Raw genomic sequence first — 16,926 nt, forward strand, 5'->3', positions numbered from 1 at the left:
GGCGCAACTCTTATGTGGTGTCGCCGCGGTGGCGGCTACTGCGGCAAACGAGGTGCCACTTTAGTTACATGCGACGCAATCAACAATAGCTGCGGCGAATACTTGCAGAGCATTGCTGCGGTGTGTTCTCACCGCAGTGGCGCGTTCTAATGCTGTGCAGCCGCCGGCCTGGCCCGCAGTTCCTGCAATTGTTTCTGTAGCTCGGCAATCGCCTGATCCTGCTGTTGCAGGCGCTCACTGGCACGCTTGCTGTCCGATTCCCGCTTGGCGACGTCCTGCTCCAGCCGCTTCACTTCGGCCTGGTTCCGGGCCAGCCGCTGCCTGACCTGAGGCAGCGACGTCGCCGTTTGTTCGGCCGGCGCTGGCCCTGGCTGGCCGCTGCCGGCCCAGGCTGTCGACACCAGCGCCAGGCCAACGGCCCCCACAAATTGCATACAACGCATCTTAGAGATAGTCCTCGATCAGCAGTTCGGCGATCTGCACGGCGTTCAGCGCCGCGCCCTTGCGGATATTGTCCGAGACGATCCACAGGTCCAGCCCGCGCTCGTGCGAGATGTCCTCGCGGATACGGCCGACGAACACCGCATCGTTGCCGGCCGCCTCGCCCACCGGGGTCGGGTAGCCACCCGGCTTGCGCTCGTCCACCAGCACCACACCCGGCGCCTGCTGCAGCAGTTCGCGGGCCTGTTCGGCGGTGATCTTGTCGCTGGTCTCGATATGCACGGCCTCGGAATGACCATAGAACACCGGCACGCGTACCGCGGTCGGGTTCACCTGGATCGACTCGTCCTCCAGGATCTTGCGGGTCTCCCACACCAGCTTCATCTCTTCCTTGGTATAGCCGTTCGGCTGGAAGTCGTCGATCTGCGGAATCACATTGAACGCGATCTGCGCCGGGAATTTCTTGCCCGGCTCCACGCTTTGGAAGTTCAGCAGCGCTGCGGTCTGCTTGCCGAGCTCCTCCATGCCGGTGCGGCCGGCGCCGGATACCGACTGGTAGGTAGCCACGTTGATCCGCTCGATCTGCACCGCGCGATGGATCGGCGCCAGCGCCACCAGCATCTGCATGGTCGAGCAGTTCGGGTTGGCGATGATGCCGCGGTTGGTGTACTGCGCGATCGCATGCGGATTGACCTCGCTGATCACCAGCGGGATATCGTCCTGGTAACGGAATTCCGAGGTGTTGTCGATCACCACCGCCCCAGCTGCTGCCGCCCGCGGCGCATGCTCGCGGCTGACCGAACCGCCGGCCGAGAAGAACGCGATGTCGACCCCCGCGAAATCGTAGGTGTCGAGCAGCTGCACGGTGATCTCCTGCCCGCCGAACGAGACCTTGCCGCCGGCCGAACGCTCGCTGGCCAGCGGCACCAGCTCGCTGACCGGGAAATCACGCTCGGCAAGGATCGCCAGCAAGGTCTCGCCGACCGCACCGGTGGCGCCGACCATGGCGACTTTGTAACTGCTCTTCTGACTCATGCAATGGGACTCTTTGGTTCAGTGGTGGGTAGCCGGGCCGGCCGAGGCCAGCACGTGGGGGTTGAGGATGGTCGGTGGTCGCCCGGCATGCGGGCCGTGGCCGAACAATGCCAGCACATTATCGACTGCCAGCGCGGTCATCGCGCGGCGCGTTTCGTGGCTGGCACTGGCGATATGCGGGCTGAGCAGCACGTTGTCCAGTTCGAGCAGGCCCGGATGCACCGCCGGCTCGCCCTCGAACACGTCCAGCGCAGCGGCCGCCAACCGCTGCTCGCGCAATGCCGCGACCAGCGCCGCGTCATCCACGATGCCGCCGCGGGCCACGTTCACCAGCACCGCGGTCGGTTTCATCTGCGCCAGCTCGGCAGCGCCGATCGCGTGGCGGGTCTGCGCCGTCAACGGCAGCACCAGCATCAGGAAATCGGACTCGTGCAGCAGTCGCGCCTTGTCGACGTAGCGTGCCTTGCAGGCACGCTCTTCTGCCTCCGGCAGCGGCGAACGGTTGTGATACAGCACCGGCATGCCGAAGCCACCGGCGCGGCGCGCGATCGCCTGGCCGATGCGGCCCATGCCGAGGATGCCCAAGGTGCGGCCGCGCACGTCCATACCCAGCCAGCCCTTGAATTCGGTGGCGTGCCAGTGTCCGGCGCGCAACCAGCGCTCGGCGGCATTCATCCGCCGCGCGACGCCGAGCATCATCGCCCAGGCATAGTCGGCCACGCTCTCGTTGAGCACGTCGGCGGTGTTCGAGACAGCGATGCCGGCCGCGCTCAGCGCGTCCAGATCGAGATTGTCGTAGCCCACGGCGAGGTTGGCGACGATGCGCAGCCGCGTTGCATGGGCTACTTCCGCCGCGCCGAGGTGGTCCTTCAGGCCCACGATCACCGCGTCCTGTCCGCTCAGCCTGGCTGCCAGCTCGGTCGGGCTGAATTTCCGTTCTTCCGGTTCGGCGGTCACCTCGAAGTGCGGTTCCAGCCGGGCAACGATGTCCGGAAAAGTGGGGCGGGAAATCCAGACGCGCGGCTTGCCGATCATCGGCGGGCCTCCGATTGCCATGTTCCACCGATCACGGGATGCGCGGCGCCACCGCGCCCACGTCGCCGCACTGCGCACGGTGACGCAGCGCATGATCGATCAGCACCAGCGCCATCATCGCCTCGGCGATCGGGGTGGCGCGGATGCCGACACAGGGATCGTGACGTCCCTTGGTCACCACTTCGGCCGGCTCGCCGGCCAGGTTCACGCTGTGGCCGGGAATCAGAATGCTCGAAGTGGGCTTGAGCACGATCGACGCCGTCACCGGCTGACCACTGCTGATGCCGCCGAGAATGCCGCCTGCATGATTGGAGGCAAAGCCTTCCATGCTCATCTCGTCGCGGTGCTCGCTGCCATGCTGGGTGACCGCGGCGAAACCATCGCCGATTTCCACACCCTTGACGGCGTTGATCGACATCAGCGCGCTGGCCAGATCGCCGTCCAGCTTGCCGTAGATCGGCTCGCCCCAGCCCGGCGGCACGCCGTCGGCGACCACGTTGACGCGCGCGCCCACCGAATCGCCGGACTTGCGCAGCGCGTTGATATAGCTTTCCAGCGCGGGCACCTGTGCGGTATCCGGCCAGAAGAACGGGTTCTGCTCCACCGCTTCCCAGTCGAACGCATCCGGCGTGATCTCGCCGATCTGCGCGAGATAGCCGCGTACCCATACACCGTAGCGTTCGGCCAGCCACTTCTTGGCGATCACCGCAGCCGCCACGCGCATGGTGGTCTCGCGCGCCGACGAACGTCCGCCGCCGCGCGGATCGCGGATGCCGTATTTCTGCCAATAGGTGTAGTCGGCATGACCAGGCCGGAACGTCTGCACGATGTCGCCGTAATCCTTGCTGCGCTGATCGGTATTGCGGATCAGCAACGCGATCGGCGTGCCGGTGGTCCTGCCTTCGTAGACGCCGGAGAGAATCTCGACATCGTCGGCTTCGTGCCGCTGCGAGGTGTAGCGACTGCGGCCCGTGGCACGGCGTTCGAGGTCGCCCTTGAACTCTTCCGGGCTGATCGGCAACCCCGGCGGGCACCCGTCGATCACGCAGCCGATCGCCGGCCCATGGCTTTCGCCGAAGGTGGTGACAGTGAAAAGTTTGCCGAAGGAATTGCTGGACACGAGGTTTGGACGTCCGAAGGAAACCGCTACAGCTTAGCGCGACGACGCCTTGTCAGTCAGCGGGCCGGCTGCGCGGCACGCCATTCGCTGGCCAGCAGCGCGAACACCACGTCGTCGACCCATTCGCCGTGCAACCACAGGCTTTCACGATGATGCGCCTCTTGCCGCATGCCCAGCGCGCGCAGCATCGCCATGCTGGCGAGGTTGCGCGGATCGACCGAGGCGTGGATGCGGTGCCGGCCCAGCTGACCGAACACCCATCCAAATACCGCGCGTACGGCCTCGCACGCATAGCCGTTGCCCTGATGGGCCGGCGCGATGCTGACTCCGAATTCGACCGAACCCTCGGCGTCCGGTGGAAGATGCACGCCGAGATCACCGATCAACGTGCCGTCCTCGCGCAAACGGATCGCACGCTGAAACCAACTGTCCGATGCTTCTAGCGACGCATCGGCCTGGCGCTCGATGAAATCCGCAGCCTCGGCCACGCTGGCCGGGCGCCAGCTCTGAAAACGGGATACCTCCGGGTCGGCGCGATAGCCGAACAGCACCGCGGCATCGGCTGGGCGCAGTGCATCGAGCCGCAGTCGCGGTGTATCCCAATACATCGGAAAGACTCCGTCAGGCGGCGCGGCGTGCCGCGGCAGCCGCATGGATCACCGCGGCATGCTCGACCAGATCGCGCCGCTCCAGCGCGAATATGCCCATCTGGCCGACCTTGAACTCGATCCATATGAACGGCACCTGCGGCAGCAATGCGGCCAGAGCATGCTCGCTTTCACCCACCTCGACGATCAGCAGACCGTCTTCGGTGAGATGGTCGGCGGCCTCGTCCAGCATGCGCAGGCACAGGTCCAGACCATCAACACCGGAGGTGAGGCCCAGCTTGGGTTCGTGCGTGTACTCGCCGGGCAACGCGGTGTACTCGTCCTCGGTGACATACGGCGGGTTGGAAACGATCAGGTCGTAGCGACGATTCCTCACTCCGGCGAACAAGTCGGACTGGATCGCCTCGACCCGGCCTTCGACGTGCTGGAACGCGATGTTCTCGCGCGCCAGCGACAATGCCTCTTCGCTGATGTCGACAATATCGACCTGCCATTCCGGGTTGTATTCGGCCATCGCGATGCCGATGCAGCCCGAACCGGTGCACAGGTCCAGCGCGCGCTCGATATGGCGCTCGTCCAGCCACGGCGCGAAGCCCGACTCGATCAGCTCGGCGATCGGCGAACGCGGCACCAGCGCGCGGCGATCACTCTTGAACTTCAGTCCGGCGAACCAGGTTTCGCCGACCAGATAGGCCACCGGCAGGCGTTCGCTGACCCGGCGCTCGATCAGCGAAAGCACGTTCTCGCGCTCGGCCGCAGTGAGCCGGCCCGCGCCGTACGCCGGTGGAATGTCCGGCGGCAGATGCAGGCTGGCCAGCACCAGGTGGGTCGCTTCGTCGATCGGATTGTCGTGACTGTGACCGAACGTGAGCCCGGCGGCCGAGAAGCGACTGGCGCCGTAGCGGATGAAGTCGATGATGGAGGCGAGTTCGGCGGTCACGGCAGCGCCCGGAGCGGAAAAGGCCGATAAGTATAGCTGGCGTCGAATGGCTGAGGATCGGGCGGTGAGAGAAGTGAGTGAAGAGGAGTGAGGAACGAGAGAAAGCGGCTGTGCATGTGCTCTATCTCTCTCCACTCACTCCTCTCCACTCACTCCTGCCCCGTATACTGGGCGGATGACTTTCAACGTATTCCTGCAGTACATCCTGCCGCACCGCGCATTGTCGCGCGTGGTCTACTGGGCCACGCGCTGGACCTTCGCGCCGTGGAAGAACTGGCTGATCGGCACCATCGTGCGCAATTACCAGGTGAACATGGCCGAGGCCGCGCAGCCCGATGCGCTGGCCTACCAGCACTTCAATGCGTTCTTCACGCGCAAGCTGCGCCCCGACGCACGCCGTGCCGATGCCGATCCGGCCGCCCTGCTCTCGCCCGCCGATGGCCGCATCAGCCAGTCCGGCGCGATCGTCGACGGCCGCATCTTCCAGGCCAAGGGCCAGGAGTACACCGCCGCCGAACTGCTCGGTGGCGATGAGGCGGCTGCCGTACCGTACCGCAACGGCCGCTTTGTCACTGTCTACCTGTCGCCGCGCGACTACCACCGTGTGCACATGCCGCTGAAAGGCACGCTGAAGGAAACCGTGCATGTGCCCGGCCGCATCTTCAGCGTCGCGCCGTTCGCGGTAGCGGCGATTCCGCGTCTGTTCGCGCGCAACGAAAGGCTGGTCTGCCACTTCGAGGGCGAGCACGGTCCGTTCGTGGTGGTGATGGTTGGTGCGATCCTGGTCTCCTCGGTGGCCACGGTGTGGGATGGGTTGGTGATACCGCCGTATGCCTCGTCGATCCGGCGCAAATCGTTTGCCGGCCAGCACATCACGCTGGAGCGCTTCGCCGAGATGGCGCGCTTCAACATGGGCTCCACCGTGATCGTGCTGCTGCCCGAGGACAGCGCGACGCTGGACGCCTTGCAGCCGCAGCAGGCCGTGCTGGTGGGGCAGCGCCTCGGGCACTGCTGAAACCACGCCACGCACTCCAGTCCGCCGGATAACTGACGTCATGCGTCATTTTGTGACGCTTTAGGCGCAATTGCCGGCGCCTCTTCGCTACGCTCGCCTCTTCGCCGCGCTTCAGCAGGGCGGCCGCATTCCAGCGTCAAGGGGACCCCATGCAGATACTCACTCCGTTCTTCGTGATGATGCGCGCGCGCCAGCTTGGCCGCCAATTCCGCGATATCGAGCGCAGCGTCCGGGCCTTGCCCAAGCGCAACCGCGAACGGTTGAGCGCGCTTACCCTGCGCGAAATCGGCCAGGCTTCGCGCAGCGACTTTCCGCACCTTTACGGCACGGCGCCGGAAGCGCGCTACCTGCCCTGGGGTCAGGGAACCGATGCCGGTTACGAGCGCGCCAGCTCGACCAACGTCGAAGTGGCGTTGCGCGGCATCGCGCTATGGCTCGCCGTGGCCTACCACGAAACCAAGAACTCGCCGCATAGCAGCCTGCAGCCGCAGCATCGGCAGCTGATGCAGCTGCTGCGTGAATTGAAGGAAGTCCACGGCAGCAGCAAGCCCGTCGACAACAACTGGATGCAGGAAAGCGCGGTCGCCTGACGCGAGGCAATCGCGCGCTCGATTCAGCGACAGACGGGCAACTTCAGCGTCTTTCCGATAGCGAGATGATGGTGCTTGAGCCCGTTCATCTCGCTCACTTCCTGCACACTCGAGCAATGCAGGTCGCGCACGATGCTGATCAGCGTGTCGCCCCGGCGAACCCTGTAATGGCTGGTTCCCCGCACCACGGGCGCACTCGCTGCCGGAGCCTCCACCACGGGCGGCACGACCGGTACCACGGCATGATGCAGATCGCCGGCAAGAATCGGCCATGGGCCATCGACACAGCGCGCCGCGTATGCCTGCTCCAAGGGCTTGGGCAACTGCAATGAGGTACCTGCCGGCTGAGTCACCTGCGGGTCCAGCCTGGGATTGAGGTTGCGCAAGGTGCGGAACCAGCCCTCGTTCATGCCACCGGCCGAGCCCAGGCATACCGTCAATTCGGACAGCGAGGCGGGCCGCTTCAGGATGACCGTGCCGGGAGCGCCATCGATCTTCGGGAAGCGCAGGTTGTAGCTGTCCGGATGCAGGAACAGCCACGCCGCGGCGAGCACGGACGGCACGTAGTCGCGGGTTTCCTGCGATAGCTGGTTGTAGAGGCGCGGGTCGTAGAAGCTCACCGAGGTGTCGTCGCCCACGGCGCGCCGCATGCGCCCCTCACCGCCGTTGTAGGCGCCGATGGTGAGCTCGAGATTGTTGTTGAAGATCCGCAGCTGCTCGTTGATGTATTCGGCATTCGCCCGCGCCGACGCCGCCGGATCGAAGCGCATGTCGAAACCGCTGTCGGTACCCAGGCCAAAGCGCATGCCGGTGGCGTACATGAACTGCAGCGGCCCGGCCGCGCCCGAACGCGAGACGGCATGTACCTTGCCGCCGGACTCCTTCGCCATGATGCCGAACAGCAAGGCTTCGGGCAGATCCGCCTTTTCGTATTGCGGCCACATCTGGTAGCGCAGGTATTGGTAGTTGATCCATGCGTCCATCAACTGCGGGCGCCACTGGGTCAACCACATCTCCAGCGCCGCCTTCACCGGTCCGTTCATCGCGATCAGTTCGGACAGCTTCTGTCCATGCAGCAAGGTCACGCTGCGCTGCGCCTGCGGCAAGCTGGCCACGCCGGCCTTGCCGGCCGCCAACGCCGCCTGCGACGGCGCGACGTCGCTGTCCAGATCCTGATCGCCGCTGAAATCGCCGTCCTTCAGCCGCAACAGGCGGTCGAACACCGAGAAGAACCGCTGCGGATCGCAGCCGGCCGTAATGCCGCAACGCGCCGACGCCTCCTTCAAGCGGTCAAGCGACTGTGTCAACGTCAGCTGCGAAGCCTCTTGATTGCCTTCGCGCGACTGCTGCAACGCGGTCTCGTAACCCTTGCTGGCCTGATCGAGCTGACCGTAGAGCTCATTGACCTGGACCGACGGCTTGCTGCCGCCGGTACTGGCGCAGCCCCCGAGCAGGCCGAACACCACGGCAAGGGCGGCCAGACGCATGGAACTGGAGACGGAACACGACGACATCAGAAACTTCACCCGTGGAAAGCGCCCACCATAGCTGGCGTTGCGTTCCGACTCAACGCAGCCACACGGCCACGCGACAGCATCACCGTGTTGGCTACAATCGTGCGATCACCCATGGACGCAACCTCATGACGGACATCTTGATCGGCCGCAACGACAGCGCCAGCGTCAGCCTCGACCCTCGTTACGGCAATCGCCATGGCATGATCGCCGGCGCCACCGGTACCGGCAAATCCGTCTCGCTGATGGTGCTGGCGGAAGGTTTCTCCCGGCTTGGCGTGCCGTGCTTCCTGGCCGATGCGAAAGGCGATCTGGCCGGCCTGTCGATGGCTGCCGCCGACGCCGGCGACAAACTCAAGGCGCGGCTGGACAAGCTCAAGCTGACCGACTGGAAGCCGCTGGCCAACCCGGTGGTGTTCTGGGACATCTACGGCAAGCTCGGCCATCCGGTGCGCGCCACCATCAGCGAGATGGGGCCGACCCTGCTCGGCCGCGTGCTGGAATTGAACGATACCCAGGCAGGTGTGCTCGAGGTGATCTTCAAGGCCGCCGACGACCAGGGCTGGCTGCTGCTGGACTTGGCTGATCTGCGCGCCCTGCTCACCTATGCCGCCGACAATGCCAAGGCCATCTCGACCCGCTATGGCCTAATCAGCACGCAGAGCATCGCAGCGATCCAGCGCGCGATCCTGAAACTCGAAAACGACGGCGCCGACCAGTTCTTCGGCGAGCCGGCACTGGAGCTGTCCGACCTGATGCGCCAGGACATGAGCGGGCGCGGCATCATCAACGTGCTGGCTGCCGACCAGCTGATCCTGAAGCCGCGGCTGTATTCCACGTTCCTGCTGTGGCTGCTGTCCGAGCTGTTCGAGCAATTGCCGGAAGTGGGCGATCTGGAGCAGCCGAAAATGGTGTTCTTCTTCGACGAGGCGCACCTGCTGTTCGACGATGCTTCGCCGGCGCTGCAGCAACGGGTCGAACAGGTGGTGCGGCTGATCCGCTCCAAGGGCGTCGGCGTGTATTTCTGCTCGCAGAATCCGGACGACGTGCCTGGCGTGATCCTGGGCCAGCTCGGCAACCGCATCCAGCATGCCTTGCGCGCGTTCACTCCACGGGACCAGAAAGCGGTCAGGGCCGCCGCGGAAACCTTTGTCGCCAACCCGAAGCTCGATGTCGCCGAAGCGATCACCAAGCTTGCCGTCGGCGAGGCACTGGCCTCGACGCTGGCCAACGGCGGCGTGCCCACGCCGGTCGAACAAGTGCTGGTGACCACGCCGTGCTGCCGCATCGGCGCGATCACCGACGCCGAGCGCGCCATCGTTCGCCAGCGCTCGCCGATCGGCACGAAGTACGACACCACCATCAATCGCGAATCCGCTGCCGAGATGCTGGCCAGGCGCGCCAGCGACAAGGCTGCCGATCCCGACACGGTAGCCGCCGGCACACCTGGTAAACCTGCCGCCGACTATCCCGCGGCTGGTTCGTCGTGGGGCGGCGCCGTGCGCGATGCGCTGCTCGGCACCAAACGCCGTCAGGGCATGATCGAAACCATGGGCAAGCAGATGGTGCGCACCGCCGGCAGTCAGCTCGGCCGGCAGATCCTGCGCGGCGTGCTCGGTGGCATCTTCGGCGGCAAGCGTTGAGCGCGCGATAGCATGCCGCGCGTCGAAACCGTTGCCCCCGACACCCCGTTCGGGGAACGCCTGCAGGCGGGCTTCGTCTACCCGCTGCGTGGCGCGGCGCTGCCCACTTGTGTGGTCATGGCGCTGCTGCACTATGTCGGTTTGTTGCCGTCGTACATCGGTGCGATAGGTAGCGCGCTGGTGTGGGCCGCAACCTGGCGTTATGCCGCCGACTGCCTGCTGCATACCGCGAACGGCTATGCCGATCCGCCCGATGTCGGCAGCGATGGCAACGATTCCAGCGGCTGGGGACTGACCGCGATTCATCTGCTGGTTGTCGCTGTCTGCGTGATCGCCATCGTGTTCTTCCCGCATCTGCTGTTGCCGGTGTTGATCCTGTCCGCGCTGGCGCTGCCGGCGATCGATATGTCGCTGGCGTTCGACGGCAATCTGGCGCTGGCGCTCAACCCGTTGAACTGGGGCCGCGTCATCGGCAGCTTCGGTGCAGCCTATCTGATACCCGTGGCGATCAACCTGCTGCTCGGTGTGCTGATCGTTCTCGCTTCGATCGGCACGGCACTGCTGCCACGGCTGCTGGCATTGCCGCTGTTTGCCTTCGCTTATACCTACCTCATCGTGCTCGCGTTTCACCTGATGGGCGTGTTGATCCACCAGCGCCACGAACGCTTCGGACTGGAGCCTGAAGCGCCAAAGCTGGCCAGGGCCGGCGGACAGGACGCCGACGAAATATTGCTGGCGGAGGTCGATGCACTCGCCCCTACCGATCCAGCCGCCGCCACTACGCTGCTAGTCGCCCGGATGCAGGATCGAGTTGCGCCGGCATCGCTGCACCTGGCTTATCGTCGGTTGCTGCAGCAGCAGAACCTGCGCGATGGGCTGCTGGTACACGGTCAAATCTGGATCGCCGCGCTGATGGCGCAAGGCGAATCGCGTCGGGCGCTGGGCCTGCTGCAGGAATGTTGCGGTATCGATGCCGGTTTCGTCCCCGACGATCCGCGAACCTGCGGCGAGCTGGCCGATCTGGCCGCGCGGCTGGGCATGAAGCGGATCGCGCTGCACCTGTGCAACGGATTTCTCGCGTACTGGCCGCGCGATCCGCAGGCGCCGCATTACGGCTTGCTGGCCGTTCGCCAGCTCGCCGAACACGCCGACCAGCACGCCGAAGCGACGGCGCTGCTGGATCGGCTCGCGGCAGCGTGGCCCGAACATCCACTGCGCGCCGAGATCGATGCACAACGACGACAGCTGGCCGGTACAGCATGAGCCGCTGGCGCCCACCTTCACCCGGCTCGACCGCGATCATCACCCGCGAGGGTTTCGAGCGGCTCAAGGCCGAACTCGACCACCTGTGGCATGTCTTGCGCCCGGAAGTGGTGAAGGCGCTCGCGGCCGCCGCGGCTGAAGGCGATCGCTCGGAAAACGCCGAATACATCTATCGCAAGAAACAGTTGGGTGAGATCGATCGCCGCGCCCGCTATCTGAGCAAGCGGATTCCCTCGCTCAAGGTGGCTGAAGGTGCTCCGAGCGATCGCGGCATGGTGTTCTTCGGTGCCCGCATCGAGCTGGAGAACGCCGACACTGGGGAGATCCTCCGTTACCGCATCGTCGGTCCCGACGAAACTGACGCCAGGCTGGGCTGGATCAGCATCGATTCACCACTGGCCCGCGCCGTCTTGAAGAAGCGCGTCGATGACGAGTTTCTCGCCGAACTGCCGGGCGGCCCCGCGGAGTTTGCGTTGCTGGCAGTGGATTACGACTAGGGGAAGCCTGATTTTCCCGTCATCCCGGAATCGCGAAGCGATATCCGAGAGCTAGCGCCTTAGTGCATCACCGAGTGACGCGAAAGACACAGGATGACCAGCCCTTCGGCTGTTGAGAGCCCCCGCTCTTGCGGGAATGACGAAAACCGAGGTCGATCAGACCATCCCTAGTGCGACGCCAGCGGCTGCGACGCGCGCTGATAATCTTTTTCGATCTGCGTCAGCTTCGCTTGCTGCGCCTGCTGGCTGACCCACTGGCCGTGCTCGGCCTGTTGCCGCAACAGCGTGTACTGCATGTCGACGAACGGTTGCAGCACGTGGTTGTTCTCGGACGCGAACCCGCCGAGATCGGGAATGCGCGCCAGATTGGCGCGCTCGTGCGCGCCGGTTTCGCCACTGCCCTTGCCGTAGCCGAGAAGAAAGTCGGTCAACTGCCGGCGCAGCGATTCGGGCAACCCCTCGCGCAGCACCAGCACGCCGGACGGAATCAGCGACGAGCGCCAGATCACCTTGAGCTGGGCGGCCTCCTGCGGAAAGTTGTGCCGGAACAAGTCCATGTCCGGATTATTGCTGCTGGCCACATCCACTTCGCGATTGACCACGGCCAGCAGGTTGCTCTGGTGATCACCGACCCGCACGCTGGCAAAGAATGTGTCGGAGTTGAGGCCGTGCGGCGCAAACACGTAAGCCTCCGGCGAGGTGTAGCCGGTCACCGACAGATGCTCGCTGCGGGCATAACGCCAGTTGCCGGGCTTGGCCAGCATATCCTCGAGACTGCGGATACCGCTGTCTGCGCGCACTACCAGCATCGCGACATTGCCCTTGGCGCCATCGCTGCGCACGAACTGGGCGAATACCTGCATATGCTGATGTGTCACTGCCTCGACGGCCAGTTTGCCGGAAAGAAACGCGATATCTACCTGCTGCGCACCGATCGCGTCGGAGAGCCCTGCGTAACTGCCCACCGACACCGTGGTCACCGGACGGTCCAGCCGTTTGTGCAGATCATCGAGCAGCGGTCGCCACTGTTCCAGCGACTCGGCGGCACTGCCGATGGGGAGGATGCCGAAACGGATCGGCGCCGCGCTCACATCGGTTGCCGACGCATGGCCTGCGCCCAGCAGCAAACCCAGCATCAGCAACCACACAACGATGCGCATCGGAAAACCGTTGCCCAACCCGGAGCGCCGCCAAGATATTGCGATGTTCAATGCCTCTGCCCCTGACCTGCCCCCATCCCCTGTATATAGCCGTGAACACGGATCGGGGCAAGCCGCGACCCCGGCGTTCAGCCGGGTTGCGGGAAAACGGGCGGATATTCGCGACCGGCGCGGCGCGGCTGGTAGCAGACGGTGCTGCGATGAAACGCCTCTTCCGCATTGTCGGCGTGCCAGCCCGGAATCCCCGACAGCGGCAATGGCCGCAATTCCTGCGGATCCTGCAGCAAGCGGCCCGACAGCATCGCCTCGACACAACGGGCGGACACTGGCCTGACATGGCCGGCCGACGCGAAGACCAGCGCCTTGCCCACCAGCAACTTGTCCGGACTCAACGCATGCTCCAGCAGCGCATGCCCGAACAGTTCCAGCCGAATCGAACCGTCCAGCCAAGCCTGCCGGTGGCACCAGAGCAGGCCATGCCAGTCGTGGGCGTCCCACAACGCCAGCAGCTCAGGATCGCGCACTTCGACGATGACACCGCCCTCGTCGAAGTGGGTCATCGCATATTGGGCCCGTGAACGAAGTTTCGGCCCCATGCGGGCGATCTCGGCCATCTGCCGCTGGTTCAATAGCTGTTTCAGCGCGGGGTAGCGCAGCCATACCAGCGCATTGAGCAAGTCGTGCCAGTTGCCTTCGCGGGTGGCGATCTCACCACGCTCGGCGATGCGCTGTTCGTAATGCAGGCCATCGGCCAGCAGGGCCGGTGTCTGCGCTACGAAGCGCTGCATCATGCCCGCAGGCAGGTGATGGTTGAGTTCCTCGATGGACGGCCATGCGGCGCCTCCGAGCAGCGCGGCATATTCGCGCCACGCCGTCAACGGCATCCGATCGAATACCGCAGGATCGACGGCCTCGCGCGACGGCGCGTGGTAGCGCATGCGCTCAGCCGGCGAGGCGCGCGTGCAGGTCGTGTTCGCTGGCACCCTCGACCACAACGTCGACGAATTGACCGGGTTTGAGCTTCTGGCCATCGGCGATCAACACCGTGCCGTCGATCTCCGGCGCGTCGGCTGCCGATCGCGCGACCGCACCATCGGCACCGGCCTCATCGACCAGCACCTTGATGGTGCGGCCGATCTTGTGCTGCAACTTGGCGGCGGAAATTTCCGCCTGCACCGCCATGAACTGTTCGAGCCGGTCCTCTTTCAATTCCTCCGGAACCGGATCGGGCAGCTCGTTCGCCTTGGCGCCGTCGACCGCCGAATACGCAAACGCGCCGACGCGATCGAGCTTGGCCTCGCGCAGGAAATCCAGCAGTTCCTCGAACTCGGCGTCGGTCTCGCCGGGAAAACCCACGATGAAGGTGCTGCGGATGGTCAGATCCGGCACGAGCTTGCGCCAGTTCTGGATGCGCTCCAGCGTCTTGTCGATATTGCCGGGCCGCTTCATCAGCTTGAGAATGCGCGGGCTGGCGTGCTGGAACGGGATGTCCAGGTACGGCAACAGTTTGCCCGCGGCCATCAGCGGCATCACCTCGTCCACGTGCGGGTACGGATAGACGTAGTGCAGCCGCGTCCACACGCCCAACTCGGAGAGGCCTTCGCAGAGTTCGGTCATGCGCGTGCGGTACGACTTGCTGTGCCACTCGCGCTCGGCGTATTTCAGGTCGACGCCATACGCGCTGGTGTCCTGCGAAATCACCAGCAGTTCCTTGACGCCGCCTTTGACCAGGCGCTCGGCTTCCAGCAATACCTCGTCGACTGGCCGCGAGACCAGGTTGCCGCGCATCGACGGGATGATGCAGAAGCTGCAGCGATGGTTGCAGCCTTCGGAAATCTTCAGATACGCGTAATGCTTCGGAGTGAGCTTCACTCCGGTGTCCGGCACGATGTCGAGAAAGCGATTGCGCTGCGGCGGCAATGCGGTATGCACCGCATTCATCACGCTGACGTAGTCCTGCGGCCCGCTGATCGACAGCACATCCGGATACGCTTCGCGGATCAGCCCCTCGCGCTTGCCGAGGCAGCCGGTGACAATGACCTTGCCGTTCTCGTGCAGGGCCGTGCCGATCGAATCCAGCGATTCCTGCACGGCCGCGTCGATGAAGCCGCAGGTGTTCACCACCACCGCATCCGCCTCGCCGTAGCTGGGCACGATCTGGTAACCCTCGACCTTCAGCTGGGTCAGGATGCGTTCGGAATCGACCAGCGCCTTGGGGCAGCCGAGGCTGACGAAACCGATCTTGTGTGCGGCCTGTGACATGGGCTTGGGTTACCGTAAAACGTGCGGGGAAACAGGCGATTATACGTCAGCGCCGGCCAACTCACCGGCCCGTTAAGCTTGACCCCCTCAACCAGGCGGAAACCCATATGGGCGAGCAGATCAACCTACCCACCACCCGCACCCAGTGCATCGGCGCGTATCTGGCTCAACCCGAGGGCAAGCCGAAAGGCGGCATCGTGGTGATCCAGGAGATCTTCGGCGTCAACGCACACATGCGCTGCGTCGCCGATCGCTTTGCCGAGCATGGCTACACCGCGATCGCACCGGCGTTCTTCGACCACCTGGAAACCGGCGTAGAGCTGGATTACGACAGCGGCGGTTACGCCAGGGGCAAGCAGCTGGCCACCGAACTGGGGCTGGATCGTGCCCTGGAAGATGTCGCCAGCGCGGCCGAGGCCATCGCGTCTGCGGGAAAGATCGGTACGGTCGGCTACTGCTGGGGCGGCACGGTGGCGCTGCTGTCCGCGTTGCGGCTGGGCCTGCCGTCAGTGAGCTATTACGGTGCGCGCAACCTGCCCTTCCTGCATGAGATGCCGAAGGCGCCGGTGATGTTCCATTTCGGCGAGAAGGACAAGAGCATCACACCGGAAATGGTGGCTGCGCATCGCGAGGCGCTGCCGCAGATGGAGACTTTCACCTACCCGGCCGATCACGCCTTCAACCGCGATGTCGGCGCGCAATACGATGAAGCCAGTGCCCGTTTGGCCATGCAGCGCACGCTGGCGTTCTTCGAAAAGCACCTGGCCAGCGCATGAGTGGCGCCGGTTTCGCGCTGGATCCCCGGCTGGCGGCCGATACCTGCCCGGTCGCCTCGCTGCCGTTGTGCGACGTACGGCTGATGAACGATGCACGCTATCCATGGCTGATCCTGGTGCCGCGCCGTGCCGGCATGGTCGAGATCGCAGACCTGTCAGACGTGGACCAGACGTTGCTATGGCAGGAGGTAAACCATTCCTCCTCGGCGCTTCGTTCGACCTCGCCATGCGAGAAACTCAATATCGGCGCGCTCGGCATCATCGTGCGGCAACTGCATGTCCACGTGGTAGCGCGAAATCACGGAGACGCCGCATGGCCGGGTCCGGTATGGGGCCACGGCAAGGCTGTCCCGTACGAGCCGATCGCACGTGAGGCGCTGCTAGAACACCTGCGCAACGCACTGTCCGCAGCGTGAAACGAACGGCATAAACGACGACGCCCACGTAGGGCTACGTGGGCGTCGTCGTTCATGCTCCGCGAGACGGTATCAGTGCTGCTGTTCCTGCTGGTCCATCGGGCTGCTGCTGGCTGATTTGCCCTTCATTTCATCGGGCAACGCGGCTGGCGCATGGTAATCCTCGAGACGGCGCGCCTTGGTTTCCATCGGGTTGATCCGCTTCAAGGTGCCATCGTCGTCGTAGTACACCGCGAAACCATAATCGAGCTCCATTCGCGCCATGTACTGCAGGTGATCCTTGCGGATCTTCGAGTCGTCGCTGCGCTCGAGCAGTACGGTCTTCGGCAGTTGTCCCTGATCCTTCAGGTAGGCGAAATGGCTGCCGGTATCCAGCGCCGAAAGCACGGCGCCGTCGACCAGGAACTGGCCGCTCTTGTAAGCCTTGATGGTGGTATCGAACCGGCCCTGCGCCGCGGCCGTACTGACTTCGCCCTTGGTGCTGCCGCGATGGCAGCCGGCGAGTACGAGCAGGCTGCCCAGGATGAGCGCGGCCGTGGCGCGCGTCAGCAGTGTGGAAAAACGGATCATGCGGATCTCCTGGCAATCATTCGGTTGAATCAGTTGAAGTG

Annotated in this window: 18 protein-coding genes; 7 read left to right on the forward strand and 11 right to left on the reverse strand. The window is 64.7% G+C overall.

The window, feature by feature from the left end; genetic code table 11:
- Positions 1-146 precede the first annotated feature (146 nt).
- From BUA26_RS14035 to prmB, 6 genes are read right to left on the reverse strand one after another with little or no spacing between them, the layout of a single operon-like run.
- Positions 147-434, reverse strand: a complete 288-nt coding sequence (locus tag BUA26_RS14035) for a BREX-1 system adenine-specific DNA-methyltransferase PglX (RefSeq protein ID WP_255368362.1) — start codon at positions 432-434, stop codon at positions 147-149.
- Between the two features lie 10 nt (positions 435-444).
- The gene (locus BUA26_RS14040; protein ID WP_072761423.1) at positions 445-1,476 is read right to left on the reverse strand and encodes an aspartate-semialdehyde dehydrogenase; all 1,032 of its coding nucleotides are present in this window, start codon (positions 1,474-1,476) and stop codon (positions 445-447) included.
- Between the two features lie 18 nt (positions 1,477-1,494).
- Positions 1,495-2,511: a 2-hydroxyacid dehydrogenase gene (locus BUA26_RS14045; protein WP_072761619.1), complete on the reverse strand. Its 1,017-nt coding sequence runs from the start codon at positions 2,509-2,511 to the stop codon at positions 1,495-1,497.
- Positions 2,512-2,542: 31 nt separating this feature from the next.
- Positions 2,543-3,631: a chorismate synthase gene (aroC, locus tag BUA26_RS14050; protein ID WP_072761424.1), complete on the reverse strand. Its 1,089-nt coding sequence runs from the start codon at positions 3,629-3,631 to the stop codon at positions 2,543-2,545.
- Positions 3,632-3,687: 56 nt separating this feature from the next.
- Entirely contained in the window at positions 3,688-4,239 is a 552-nt protein-coding gene (locus BUA26_RS14055; protein WP_072761620.1) for a GNAT family N-acetyltransferase, read from the reverse strand.
- Positions 4,240-4,252: 13 nt separating this feature from the next.
- On the reverse strand, positions 4,253-5,179 hold the full coding sequence (gene prmB / locus BUA26_RS14060) for a 50S ribosomal protein L3 N(5)-glutamine methyltransferase (protein ID WP_072761425.1): 927 nt from the start codon (positions 5,177-5,179) through the stop codon (positions 4,253-4,255).
- A 175-nt stretch (positions 5,180-5,354) separates the two neighbouring features.
- Between prmB and asd the strand changes: the two genes are divergently transcribed.
- Both asd and BUA26_RS14070 read left to right on the forward strand, forming a co-directional pair.
- Positions 5,355-6,194, forward strand: coding sequence for an archaetidylserine decarboxylase (gene asd / locus BUA26_RS14065; protein WP_072761426.1), 840 nt, complete (start codon positions 5,355-5,357; stop codon positions 6,192-6,194).
- Between the two features lie 149 nt (positions 6,195-6,343).
- Positions 6,344-6,784: a hypothetical protein gene (locus tag BUA26_RS14070; RefSeq protein WP_072761427.1), complete on the forward strand. Its 441-nt coding sequence runs from the start codon at positions 6,344-6,346 to the stop codon at positions 6,782-6,784.
- 23 nt (positions 6,785-6,807) lie between these two features.
- On the opposite strand, the gene BUA26_RS14075 is transcribed toward BUA26_RS14070, so the two are convergent.
- Complete coding sequence (locus tag BUA26_RS14075; protein WP_072761621.1) at positions 6,808-8,298, reverse strand: lytic transglycosylase domain-containing protein; 1,491 nt, start codon at positions 8,296-8,298, stop codon at positions 6,808-6,810.
- A 128-nt stretch (positions 8,299-8,426) separates the two neighbouring features.
- On the opposite strand from BUA26_RS14075, the gene BUA26_RS14080 reads away from it, so the two are divergent.
- Genes BUA26_RS14080 through greB form a run of 3 tightly spaced genes read left to right on the forward strand, consistent with a single transcriptional unit; the run spans position 8,427 to position 11,701 of the window.
- On the forward strand, positions 8,427-9,941 hold the full coding sequence (locus BUA26_RS14080; RefSeq protein ID WP_072761428.1) for a helicase HerA-like domain-containing protein: 1,515 nt from the start codon (positions 8,427-8,429) through the stop codon (positions 9,939-9,941).
- Between the two features lie 12 nt (positions 9,942-9,953).
- Positions 9,954-11,204 (forward strand): tetratricopeptide repeat protein, encoded by a 1,251-nt coding sequence (locus BUA26_RS14085; RefSeq protein WP_072761429.1) that lies wholly within the window; start codon positions 9,954-9,956, stop codon positions 11,202-11,204.
- Complete coding sequence (gene greB / locus BUA26_RS14090; RefSeq protein ID WP_072761430.1) at positions 11,201-11,701, forward strand: transcription elongation factor GreB; 501 nt, start codon at positions 11,201-11,203, stop codon at positions 11,699-11,701. Before BUA26_RS14085 ends, greB begins: the two co-directional genes overlap by 4 nt.
- A gap of 167 nt (positions 11,702-11,868) precedes the next feature.
- On the opposite strand, the gene phnD is transcribed toward greB, so the two are convergent.
- The 3 genes from phnD to rimO form a co-directional block, all read right to left on the reverse strand.
- Positions 11,869-12,861, reverse strand: coding sequence for a phosphate/phosphite/phosphonate ABC transporter substrate-binding protein (gene phnD / locus BUA26_RS14095; RefSeq protein WP_072761622.1), 993 nt, complete (start codon positions 12,859-12,861; stop codon positions 11,869-11,871).
- 128 nt (positions 12,862-12,989) lie between these two features.
- Positions 12,990-13,799 carry a DUF3025 domain-containing protein gene (locus BUA26_RS14100; RefSeq protein ID WP_072761623.1) on the reverse strand — a complete coding sequence of 270 codons (810 nt, stop codon included), beginning with the start codon at positions 13,797-13,799 and terminating at the stop codon, positions 12,990-12,992.
- A 4-nt stretch (positions 13,800-13,803) separates the two neighbouring features.
- Complete coding sequence (gene rimO, locus BUA26_RS14105; RefSeq protein WP_072761431.1) at positions 13,804-15,123, reverse strand: 30S ribosomal protein S12 methylthiotransferase RimO; 1,320 nt, start codon at positions 15,121-15,123, stop codon at positions 13,804-13,806.
- Positions 15,124-15,230: 107 nt separating this feature from the next.
- On the opposite strand from rimO, the gene BUA26_RS14110 reads away from it, so the two are divergent.
- Together BUA26_RS14110 and BUA26_RS14115 are read left to right on the forward strand one after the other, a co-directional pair.
- The gene (locus BUA26_RS14110; protein ID WP_072761432.1) at positions 15,231-15,899 is read left to right on the forward strand and encodes a dienelactone hydrolase family protein; all 669 of its coding nucleotides are present in this window, start codon (positions 15,231-15,233) and stop codon (positions 15,897-15,899) included.
- Positions 15,896-16,315 carry an HIT domain-containing protein gene (locus BUA26_RS14115; protein WP_072761433.1) on the forward strand — a complete coding sequence of 140 codons (420 nt, stop codon included), beginning with the start codon at positions 15,896-15,898 and terminating at the stop codon, positions 16,313-16,315. The genes BUA26_RS14110 and BUA26_RS14115 overlap by 4 nt, the downstream gene beginning before the upstream one ends.
- 72 nt (positions 16,316-16,387) lie before the next feature.
- On the opposite strand, the gene BUA26_RS14120 is transcribed toward BUA26_RS14115, so the two are convergent.
- Positions 16,388-16,885: a hypothetical protein gene (locus BUA26_RS14120; protein ID WP_072761434.1), complete on the reverse strand. Its 498-nt coding sequence runs from the start codon at positions 16,883-16,885 to the stop codon at positions 16,388-16,390.
- Between the last annotated feature and the right edge of the window lie 41 nt (positions 16,886-16,926).

Origin of the sequence: Rhodanobacter sp. OK091, from assembly GCF_900142825.1 — a bacterium.
Classification (GTDB): Bacteria; Pseudomonadota; Gammaproteobacteria; order Xanthomonadales; family Rhodanobacteraceae; genus Rhodanobacter.

Excerpts from the sequence above, each read along its gene's own strand:
- BUA26_RS14080 (WP_072761428.1), top strand. The coding sequence starts at position 8,427 with ATGACGGACATCTTGATCGGCCGCAACGACAGCGCCAGCGTCAGCCTC.
- rimO (WP_072761431.1), bottom strand. The coding sequence starts at position 15,123 with ATGTCACAGGCCGCACACAAGATCGGTTTCGTCAGCCTCGGCTGCCCC.
- BUA26_RS14115 (WP_072761433.1), top strand. The coding sequence starts at position 15,896 with ATGAGTGGCGCCGGTTTCGCGCTGGATCCCCGGCTGGCGGCCGATACC.
- BUA26_RS14100 (WP_072761623.1), bottom strand. The coding sequence starts at position 13,799 with ATGCGCTACCACGCGCCGTCGCGCGAGGCCGTCGATCCTGCGGTATTC.
- BUA26_RS14120 (WP_072761434.1), bottom strand. The coding sequence starts at position 16,885 with ATGATCCGTTTTTCCACACTGCTGACGCGCGCCACGGCCGCGCTCATC.
- BUA26_RS14040 (WP_072761423.1), bottom strand. The coding sequence starts at position 1,476 with ATGAGTCAGAAGAGCAGTTACAAAGTCGCCATGGTCGGCGCCACCGGT.
- BUA26_RS14055 (WP_072761620.1), bottom strand. The coding sequence starts at position 4,239 with ATGTATTGGGATACACCGCGACTGCGGCTCGATGCACTGCGCCCAGCC.
- asd (WP_072761426.1), top strand. The coding sequence starts at position 5,355 with ATGACTTTCAACGTATTCCTGCAGTACATCCTGCCGCACCGCGCATTG.
- BUA26_RS14035 (WP_255368362.1), bottom strand. The coding sequence starts at position 434 with ATGCAATTTGTGGGGGCCGTTGGCCTGGCGCTGGTGTCGACAGCCTGG.
- BUA26_RS14070 (WP_072761427.1), top strand. The coding sequence starts at position 6,344 with ATGCAGATACTCACTCCGTTCTTCGTGATGATGCGCGCGCGCCAGCTT.
- BUA26_RS14075 (WP_072761621.1), bottom strand. The coding sequence starts at position 8,298 with ATGTCGTCGTGTTCCGTCTCCAGTTCCATGCGTCTGGCCGCCCTTGCC.
- BUA26_RS14085 (WP_072761429.1), top strand. The coding sequence starts at position 9,954 with ATGCCGCGCGTCGAAACCGTTGCCCCCGACACCCCGTTCGGGGAACGC.
- phnD (WP_072761622.1), bottom strand. The coding sequence starts at position 12,861 with ATGCGCATCGTTGTGTGGTTGCTGATGCTGGGTTTGCTGCTGGGCGCA.
- greB (WP_072761430.1), top strand. The coding sequence starts at position 11,201 with ATGAGCCGCTGGCGCCCACCTTCACCCGGCTCGACCGCGATCATCACC.
- BUA26_RS14110 (WP_072761432.1), top strand. The coding sequence starts at position 15,231 with ATGGGCGAGCAGATCAACCTACCCACCACCCGCACCCAGTGCATCGGC.
- BUA26_RS14045 (WP_072761619.1), bottom strand. The coding sequence starts at position 2,511 with ATGATCGGCAAGCCGCGCGTCTGGATTTCCCGCCCCACTTTTCCGGAC.